Consider the following 9,532-nt stretch of genomic DNA (forward strand, 5'->3'; position numbering starts at 1 on the left):
CGGCACTGATCATTATTGCGGTGATTGCAGGCCTGATCGCACTGATCTCATTTATTGTCAGCCAGCTGGCCGCCCAGATCGTGGGATTTGCGGCCAATCTTCCGGATCTGAGGGAGACGGTCCAGACACAGCTGATGAATCTGAAAGAACAGGCAGTGCACCTTCTGGATTCTCTGCCATATGGAATGGGAGTAAAGTTTGATACGATGCTCGGTTCCACGGACAAGGTGCTGGACAAGGCAGTGAGTGCCATCGGGAATTACGGCATGGAACATTCCGGCAATGTGGCCAAAGGCATGACCAGCGGATTTATCGGAACGGTGGTTATGTTCTTTGCCTCATATTTGTTTATCGTGGATAAGGATAAGATTGTGCAGGGATATGAAAAGCACGTTCCAAAGATGGTCCGTCATAAGATCGGTATCTTTTACCACAATACACTCGGAGTTTTGGCAAGCTACTGCTGGGCACAGGTAAAGATCATGGTCATTATAGTTGCGATTCTCTGGATCGGCTTTATCCTTGCGGGGATCAGCTATGCATTTTTCCTGGCCGTTGTGATCGCGATTCTTGATGTGCTGCCGATTCTTGGGACCGGGACGGCGATCATCCCTTGGGCACTCTACAAGATCCTCACAGGAGATATTAAGACCGCCATTATACTGCTGATCATCTATGTGATCTGTCTTGTGACCAAACAGGTGCTTCAGCCTAAGATGATGGGAGACAGTATGGGGATTTCACCCCTTGCCACTTTGTTTTTGATTTATATCGGTTTAAAGCTCTCGGGCATTGGAGGCATGCTTCTTGCTTTAATTCTGGGCATCTTTGTGTATAATCTATATAAGCTGGGGATCTTTGACCGGAAGATTGCATTCTTCCAGCGAAGGATCGAGATGCTGACGATCAACAGTGAGAAGGAAGAAGAACAGATAAAAGAAGAACTTGACAGAAGAGAAAGAGAGGGAAAAGAATCATGAGTTACGCAGATACTCTGTTCATCAACATGTGCAGAGATATTTTAGAAAATGGAACCAGCACAGAGGGAGAAAAGGTCAGGCCCAAATGGCCGGACGGCACACCGGCTTATACGATCAAGCAGTTTGGCGTTGTGAACCGTTATGACCTGTCAAAGGAGTTTCCGGCGCTGACACTGAGGAAGACATTTGTCAAGTCTGCTGTAGACGAACTGCTCTGGATCTGGCAGAGGAAGTCAAACAATATCCATGATTTAAAGAGTCATGTGTGGGATGAATGGGCAGACGAAGACGGATCCATCGGTAAGGCATACGGCTATCAGATGAGGGTAAAGCATCAGTATGCGGAAGGCATGATGGATCAGGTAGACAGGGTGATCTACGACTTAAAGAACAATCCATACAGCCGCAGGATCATGACGAATATTTACGTTCATCAGGACCTGCATGAGATGAACCTTTATCCGTGTGCTTACAGCATGACATTTAACGTGACCAAGAAACCGGGCCATGAAAAGCTTGTCCTGAACGGCATCCTAAATCAAAGATCTCAGGACATTCTGGCGGCGAATAACTGGAATGTAGTCCAGTACTCGGTTCTGCTTTATATGCTGGCACAGGTGTGCGGCATGGAGCCGGGAGAGTTTGTCCATGTGATCGCTGACGCACACATCTACGACCGGCACATTCCGATCATAGAGGAACTGATTAAGCGCCCGGTTTATGATGCACCGAAGTTTTCCATGAATCCCGATGTGAAAGACTTTTATGAGTTTACTCTGGATGACTTTAAGATAGAAGATTACAAAGCAGGGGAGCAGATTAAGGATATCCCCATTGCCATATAGGAGAGAAATATGAATTTGATTGTGAATGCGGACAAAAACTGGGGGATCGGCAGGGAAAACCAGCTTTTAGTTCATATCCCAAATGACATGAAGATGTTCCGGCAGACGACGACAGGAAAAGTCGTAGTGATGGGAAGAAAGACATTGGAGAGTTTTCCAAACGGCATGCCTCTTCCAAAGAGGACGAACATCGTCCTGACGACAGATCAGGATTACGACGGCCGGGGAGCCATTGTGGTCCACAGCCGGGAAGAATTGTTTGAAGAACTTAAACAATATGCGGATGAAGATATCTTTATCATCGGGGGCGAGAGTATATACCGGATGATGCTTCCTTACTGTGATACGGCCTATGTTACCAGACTCGACTATGCATATGATGCAGACACCTATTTTCCGGATCTTGACGCACGAAAAGAGTGGGAGATTGTAAAAGAAAGTGAAGAACAGACTTATTTTGACCTTGAATATGTATTTTTGAAGTATCAAAGACGGAATGACGATTGACAGAAGATTCAAAAAGTTTCATAATAAAACTTAATGAAAAACTACATATAACAGGAAGGAAGAGATAACATGTTAGATATCAAAGTTGAAAAGACACAGTGTCCGAAAGAAAAACCGGGAAAAGATGATCCGCTTCTGTTTGGGACCATTTTTACAGATCACATGTTTGTGATGGACTATGATGAGGAAAAGGGATGGTATGATCCGCGCATCGTTCCCTATGCTGATCTCACATTGTCTCCGGCTGCAACGATCTTTCATTACGGACAGGGTGTTTTTGAAGGGCTGAAGGCATATAATTCAGAAAACGGAAACGTGAATTTATTCCGCCCGGACATGAACGCAAAGAGATCTAACCGTTCATCTGACAGGCTGTGTATTCCGAAAATCCCGGAAGAAGACTACATCCAGGCGATTGAGCAGTTAGTTGCGCTGGACAAGGACTGGATTCCGAGTGAACCGGACCATTCTTTATACATCCGTCCGTTTATTATCGGTACAGATCCGTTTTTGGGCCTGAAGACTTCCAGATACTATCAGTTCATTATCATTCTGTCACCGGTAGGACCTTACTATCCGGAAGGATTGGACCCTGTCAGCATCTGGATCGAAGATGACTACGTAAGAGCTGTACGCGGAGGAATCGGAGAAGCCAAGACCGGGGGCAATTATGCGGCCAGCATTTTATCCCAGGTGAAAGCACATGATGAAGGATATTCCCAGGTACTTTGGCTGGACGGAGTGGAAAGAAAATATATAGAAGAAGTAGGAGCTATGAATATCTTCTTCAAGATCGGCGGCAAGGTAGTGACTCCGAAACTAAACGGAAGTATTCTGCCGGGTATTACCAGAGACTCAGTGATACAGCTCTGCAAAGAGTGGGGATATGAGGTAGAAGAAAAGCGGATTTCCATAGATGAGATCTATGAAGCCCACAAAGCAGGAATTTTGGAAGAAGTTTGGGGAACCGGAACCGCGGCCGTCATCTCACCGGTTGGCAAACTGCGCTGGGGAGATGAGATCATGCAGGTAAAAGACGGAGGAATCGGCGAATTAAGCCACAAACTCTATGACACTGTGAGCGGAATCCAGCTGGGCAAAATCGAAGATACCCATGGATGGATTGTGGAAATCAAATAAATGTTACGTCTGGAAGAGGAGCCTCTCTTCCAGTCTTTTTTTAATTGAAATATTGTATTCTTGAAATGACTTTGGTATAATATTAAAACGTGACTAAAAGTCATAAACTCAAATTCATATATTATGAGGAAATGAAAGGAGATTGGACAATGGAAATGTACATTGCGATTGCAGCCGGAATCTTATCTCTGGTTGTTGCATTTGCACTGATGACGAAAGTAAAAGGTGCGGATGAAGGAAATGACCAGATGAAAGAAATCGCCGGAGCGATCAACGAAGGAGCCCATGCATTTCTAAGGGCAGAATACAAGCTGCTTGTAGTATTTTGTATTGTAGTATTTGTATTGATCGGCCTTGGAATTCAGAGCTGGGTATCAGCAGTATGCTTTTTAGTGGGAGCATGTTTTTCTGCTCTTGCAGGATTTATCGGGATGCATACAGCAACAAAAGCAAACGTAAGGACTGCAGAGGCAGCAAGATCAGGCGGGATGAGCAAAGCTTTATCCATCGCGTTTTCCGGCGGTGCCGTTATGGGACTTACTGTGGTAGGTCTTGGACTGTTCGGTGTTACTATGGTTTACAAGGTGACTGGAGATGTCAGCGTACTGACAGGATTCAGTTTGGGAGCATCCTCTGTGGCATTGTTCGGCCGTGTAGGCGGTGGTATTTATACAAAAGCCGCTGACGTCGGAGCGGACCTTGTAGGTAAAGTAGAAGCAGGTATCCCGGAAGATGATCCGAGAAACCCGGCAGTTATCGCCGACAACGTGGGTGACAACGTAGGTGACGTAGCAGGAATGGGTGCCGACTTATATGAATCCTATGTCGGATCTATCGTATCTGCCATTACCATCGGTGTTGTAGCGTTCAGCGTAAAAGGGGCTGTGTACCCGCTGGTACTTGCAGCGATCGGAATTGCGGCATCTATTCTCGGTGTTATTTTTGTAGTAAATACGAAGAGCCAGAATCCGCACAGGGCACTGGACGGAGGTACATACTTCTCAAGTGTCATCGTTTTGATTGCGGCATTCTTCTTAAGCCGTCAGTTCTTCGGAAACCTGGATACTTTCTGGGCAATCCTTGGCGGTGTCCTGGTTGGTAATATTATCGGTAAATTAACTGAGTTCTACACATCCAGTGACTACGGCGCAGTTAAGAAGATCGCTGATCAGTCTGAGACAGGATCTGCGACAACGATTATTTCAGGACTTGCAGTGGGAATGGAATCCACAGCATTCCCGATTATCTTCATCAGTATCGCGGTTATCGTTGCATATCAGTTTGCAGGTTTATATGGAATCGCTCTCGCGGCGGTAGGTATGCTTTCCACAACAGGTATTACCGTAGCAGTTGATGCTTACGGACCGATTGCGGATAATGCCGGCGGTATCGCAGAGATGGCTGAGTTAGACGAATCTGTGCGTAAGATCACAGATAAACTTGATGCAGTAGGTAATACAACAGCGGCTATGGGTAAAGGATTCGCCATCGGTTCAGCAGCATTAACCGCATTGGCTCTGTTCTCTGCTTATTCACAGGCTGTTGACCTGGCAACAATCAACTGTCTGGATCCGAAAGTAATCGTAGGTGTGTTGATCGGAGGAATGCTTCCGTTCTTGTTCTCAGCGTTCACCATGCAGTCTGTTGGTAAGACAGCAAACGAAATGATCGTGGAAGTACGCCGTCAGTTCAAAGAGATTCCGGGAATCCTCGAAGGAAAAGGAAAACCGGACTATAAGAACTGTGTTGAGATTTCTACATCAGCAGCATTAAAAGAAATGCTTCTTCCGGGTGTTATGGCAATCATTGCCCCGTTGATCATCGGTGTTCTCTTAGGAGTGGAAGCTCTCGGAGGATTATTAGTAGGATCTTTGGCATCTGGAGTTATGATGGCGATCTTCATGGCAAATGCCGGAGGAGCCTGGGATAATGCGAAGAAGTATATTGAAGAAGGACATCACGGAGGAAAAGGCAGCGATGCCCATAAAGCAGCTGTTGTCGGTGACACTGTAGGTGATCCTTTCAAAGATACATCAGGACCGTCAATCAACATTTTGATCAAGTTAATGACGATCGTAGCTTTAGTATTCGCACCGTTATTCTTAAGTATCGGCGGAATTTTATAAGAAATGAATTAAAATCCATGGAATCGAAAGGTTCCATGGATTTTTTTGTCCTAATACAGGTTTCGTTGGAATTCAGTTTTCTGCGGCCGCTGCACTGCAGGTATGAGAATCAGATGATTTTTTCATCATGAGAACAGCGATGAAGGTTACTGTACATTCTGCTGCGATAATTCCGGTCCAGAGGGCCTGCCTGCCAAAGACTGCAGGCATGAGAAAGATAAATGCGACATTTATGATGAAACTTCTCAGTGAGGCTATCGTCAGGGCTTTGAATGTCCTTTTGGACGCCAGATGGTAAGTAGTAAAGATCATATTGACTGCCGCAAACAAAAAGGAGACTCCGTAGACAGATAAACTCTCACCGGCAAGCTTTACCAGCGCCGGTTCCCGGTTAAAGATGTGAATGACCGGTTCTCCAAACAAGAGCAGTACGGCATACAGGAGGAAAGCAAGAAGAAAGTTTACGGCGATACCTTTTTTGAGGAAGCAGCGTTCCAGTTCTTTCTTTCCCTCTCCGGCGGAACGGCTGATCAACGGCTGTATCCCGTCAGAAACGCCGATAAATACGGAGAAGACCAGTGTTAAAAGATAACATACTACGGAAAAAGCAGATACCCCGATGTTTCCAAGATAACGTATGACGATCAGATTATAGCAGAAGATGGTGACCGGCTGGCTCATCTGAGTGATCAGTTCCGGTATCCCCCGTCTCAGGATCTCTGAAGTGTAATATTTTTCTATAGGAAGAAGCTTTAGCTTCAGCCTTCCTTTCCCATGAATAAAATGAGGAAGCATAATCATACAGGAAATTACCTGCCCAAGACCGGAAGCGACGGCCGCTCCGTGGATTCCCATTTGAAAGACAAAGATAAACAGCCAGTCGAGAAAGACATTGCTCAAAGCTCCGGCCGCCATACCGGCCAGTCCCAGTTTCGGGTTTCCGTCATTCCGCACAAACGCTGCTAGTACCATAGCCATGCAGAAGAAGATTCCGAATAAAATATAGTACCGGAGATAATCAGATGTAAGAGATAGAAGATCTCCGCGTGCCCCTAAGAGCCTGGCAATCTGGTCTGAAAACAAAAAGCTGAACACTGTCATAAAAGCTGAAAATATCAACACCAGATAAATGCTGTTCATAAATGAGCGCAGAGCTTTTTGTTCATTTCCCTGACCAATGAAGATGGATGTAATGGTTGATCCTCCCATAGCGATCATCATGGCAACTGCAGTCAAAATACATATAAAGGGAACTGCTAAATTAATGGCGCCAAGACCGTTTGAACCGACCCCGCGGCCTACAAAGATACCATCAACCACAAAATACAATCCGGTTACCATAGATGCACAGACTGACGGTATCACAAACTGATAAAATTTATGTTTGTTCATTATAAAATAACCTCCAAATTTTTGTTATAATAAAAGTATAAAGTATCCCATCATGGGAGAGTCAAGGAGGAATTAAATGAAAGAATATTTGACAATCGGGGAAGTCTCCAAGATGAAAGGAGTCGGCATTAAATCTCTAAGATATTATGACCGCCTCGGTATACTAAAGCCTGCATATATAAATCCCGATACCGGTTACCGATATTATTCAATTGAGCAGATGCTCATGCTTGACATGATCCTGCTGTGCCTTGGGCTGGACATTCCATTGAAACAGATGCAGGAGTATATGGATAATGAGGGTCATTTAGATATGAAAGGACTGCTGAAAGACGGAAGGAAAAAAGCAGAGGAAAAAGCCAAAAGGATACAGGACACACTGTTCCAGATAGACGGGCTGGAACGGCGGATCAGGGGAGCCGAGGAAATACGGAATAAGGGCAGTGACAGTTACAGCAAATATATTGGGGAGAGAATGGTCATCGCGCTGCCTTGGAATCACCCGTCCACGGATGATAAAGCGTATATGAGTGAAGTGACAAAATTATATTCGCTGTCCCAAAAGTTGGAGCTGACGGTTTTTTATCAGCAGGGTATCATACATCATAGAAAAGGGGGAGAAGCCAAATCTTATATCTTCCTGGAGATACAGCAGACAGATGTAAAAGATCCCGGGATTTTCAGTCTGCCGGAGGGAACTTATGAGTGCAGCGTATCTGAGGACACCAGAATCGATGAAGAGGCAGAGACAAAAAACCAGCCAGAAGATCTATTAATAGTAGAAACAGACTTTTATTTCGGAAAACAGCCAAAAGACAGATACTTCTTAGAACTGCAGATATATAAAGGAAAAGACGGTGGGAAATAAAAACCCACCGCCTTTATGAATGGACGTTATTTTTGCCGGATAAGTGTCCTTTGAACAAGAGGAGCCAGCCAGCGATTGTTTTTTATCACTATTGGAGGAACGCATTTTAAAGCGTGACGGAAATAGTGAGAAAAACTCAAGGGTTAAGTTCCGCAATCCGGCTTACAGCCACATAAATCTCGCTGATTTTATACCAGGTCGGATAATCTACGACTCCGGTCTGCCCAAGGCCGAATACATTTTGGAATACTCTTACCGCATCGGCCGTCTGCTGTCCGTATGTGCCGTCCACCGGTATCGTAGGGATAGAAGGATAGTCCTTCGCAATCCGGTTTAATTGTTCCTGCATCTGACGGACTTTATCACCGGTGGAGCCTATGGTCAGATCATAACCCGGCCAGGAGGAAGGAATGCCTGAAATCTGCTCCGCGGTATTGATATACATACTTTCTCCATAGTAATATCTGAGGATTTCGATAGGAGTATATCCCTGATCTCCCAGATATTTAGATCCCCACTGTGTCATCCACTCCGGACAGCTTACCCGTTTGCCGTCACAGTATTGTGTCAGGATCGGCTGGCGTACGTTCGGCCGGGACAGATAGCTGGCAAAGATTTCATCTACAATCGTATTGATGGAATCATATGTTGTCTTTCCATTGATCCACTTATGATCATATGCAGTGGAGGAAGTAATCGTAAAGTCGTGTCCTTTGTTTCTGTACCACTCAGTGTAAACTCTGTTGAGAGTAAAGGACATGATTGCCAAAATGTTGGCCTCCAGGGTCGAACGAGGCCATGTTGAGTAAACTTCACAGGCAGCCACATTCTTAATGTAGTCTTTATAGCGCACATAATAGTTTTGGGCAGTCTGGTCAGTAATAGCTCCGTCGTGGACAATGACGAATTCGGGAATCACTACCCGGCTAAGTACGATCTCACCGGATTCATTGACTGGCTTGATCTCATCTTCTGCAATTTTAGGAGGATAATCCCCCCAGAGAGTATGAGGGCCTATGACTATATTATCGAGTGTTGTAGATGCAGTTTCCAGGGGAACCATGGAAACATTTTGGAGACCATTTGTATCTGCCAGAATCTGAGCTCCCGAGATCGTTACCGGCTCATAGTCGGGCGCCGTCACATGCAGATTATATTCTGAGTATGGCTGATTTTCACTCGGGGAAAGGCTGTATTCCACCGGCGGAGCATCAAGTGCTACCTCTTCGGTCTGTCCGTTCTGATCAGTGGTTACTTCCTCGAGAACCTGATCGGATTCTCCGGTATAGGAGATAGATATAGTAGCATTCCGCACCGGAACATATCCAATGGTAGAGTTTACTTGAATTTTTAAGTTTCCTTTGTCTGCCATTTAAAAAATCCTTTTTCTTTTACTATATGCCGGTGTGATAAAAATATAACCAGAGTCACTTCTGATGTGTGTTTCCTAGATTTAAGAAATATGATAACATTAGAAAAGAATAGGAAGCAAAAAGAGAAAGAGGTAATCATGGATAATCAGGAAGAAAAACAAAAGCACAAGAGACGTATTCGGTACAGCGGGACCCATCCCAGAAATTATAAAGAAAAGTATAAGGAACTTCATCCGGACCAATATCCGGATACGGTTGCAAAAGTCATTCAAAAAGGCAGTACCCCTGCCGGGATGCATAT

At 45.0% G+C, this 9,532-nt stretch carries 8 protein-coding genes and 1 pseudogene; 7 read left to right on the forward strand and 2 right to left on the reverse strand.

All coding sequences use genetic code 11. The features are described 5' to 3' along the window. The 5 genes from QVP35_RS13070 to QVP35_RS13090 all read left to right on the forward strand — a co-directional run. Positions 1–980, forward strand: a 980-nt coding sequence (locus tag QVP35_RS13070) for an AI-2E family transporter (RefSeq protein ID WP_288187917.1), incomplete at its 5' end; no start/stop codon positions are given. Then, positions 977–1,825: a thymidylate synthase gene (gene thyA / locus QVP35_RS13075; protein ID WP_006565567.1), complete on the forward strand. Its 849-nt coding sequence runs from the start codon at positions 977–979 to the stop codon at positions 1,823–1,825. The genes QVP35_RS13070 and thyA, both read left to right, overlap by 4 nt. A gap of 9 nt (positions 1,826–1,834) precedes the next feature. After that, a complete protein-coding gene (locus tag QVP35_RS13080; RefSeq protein WP_009290757.1) occupies positions 1,835–2,332 on the forward strand; it encodes a dihydrofolate reductase in 498 nt (165 codons plus the stop codon). Between the two features lie 69 nt (positions 2,333–2,401). Next, positions 2,402–3,472 (forward strand): branched-chain amino acid aminotransferase, encoded by a 1,071-nt coding sequence (locus QVP35_RS13085; RefSeq protein WP_009290758.1) that lies wholly within the window; start codon positions 2,402–2,404, stop codon positions 3,470–3,472. Between the two features lie 149 nt (positions 3,473–3,621). Continuing rightward, positions 3,622–5,598: a sodium-translocating pyrophosphatase gene (locus QVP35_RS13090; RefSeq protein WP_009290759.1), complete on the forward strand. Its 1,977-nt coding sequence runs from the start codon at positions 3,622–3,624 to the stop codon at positions 5,596–5,598. Between the two features lie 72 nt (positions 5,599–5,670). Here QVP35_RS13090 and QVP35_RS13095 read toward each other — a convergent pair whose 3' ends face one another. Then, positions 5,671–6,990: an MATE family efflux transporter gene (locus QVP35_RS13095; RefSeq protein WP_009290760.1), complete on the reverse strand. Its 1,320-nt coding sequence runs from the start codon at positions 6,988–6,990 to the stop codon at positions 5,671–5,673. 76 nt (positions 6,991–7,066) lie between these two features. Here QVP35_RS13095 and QVP35_RS13100 point away from each other — a divergent pair, with 76 nt between their 5' ends. Further along, entirely contained in the window at positions 7,067–7,858 is a 792-nt protein-coding gene (locus tag QVP35_RS13100) for a MerR family transcriptional regulator (RefSeq protein WP_009290761.1), read from the forward strand. 136 nt (positions 7,859–7,994) lie between these two features. Here QVP35_RS13100 and QVP35_RS13105 read toward each other — a convergent pair whose 3' ends face one another. Continuing rightward, on the reverse strand, positions 7,995–9,230 hold the full coding sequence (locus QVP35_RS13105) for a peptidoglycan-binding domain-containing protein (protein ID WP_006565561.1): 1,236 nt from the start codon (positions 9,228–9,230) through the stop codon (positions 7,995–7,997). A 138-nt stretch (positions 9,231–9,368) separates the two neighbouring features. On the opposite strand from QVP35_RS13105, the pseudogene QVP35_RS16735 reads away from it, so the two are divergent. After that, positions 9,369–9,532: pseudogene (locus tag QVP35_RS16735) on the forward strand (16S rRNA (cytosine(1402)-N(4))-methyltransferase); the annotation flags it as partial.

The organism is Anaerostipes sp. CAG:276 (assembly GCF_000432215.1).
GTDB lineage: Bacteria > Bacillota > Clostridia > Lachnospirales > Lachnospiraceae > Anaerostipes > Anaerostipes caccae.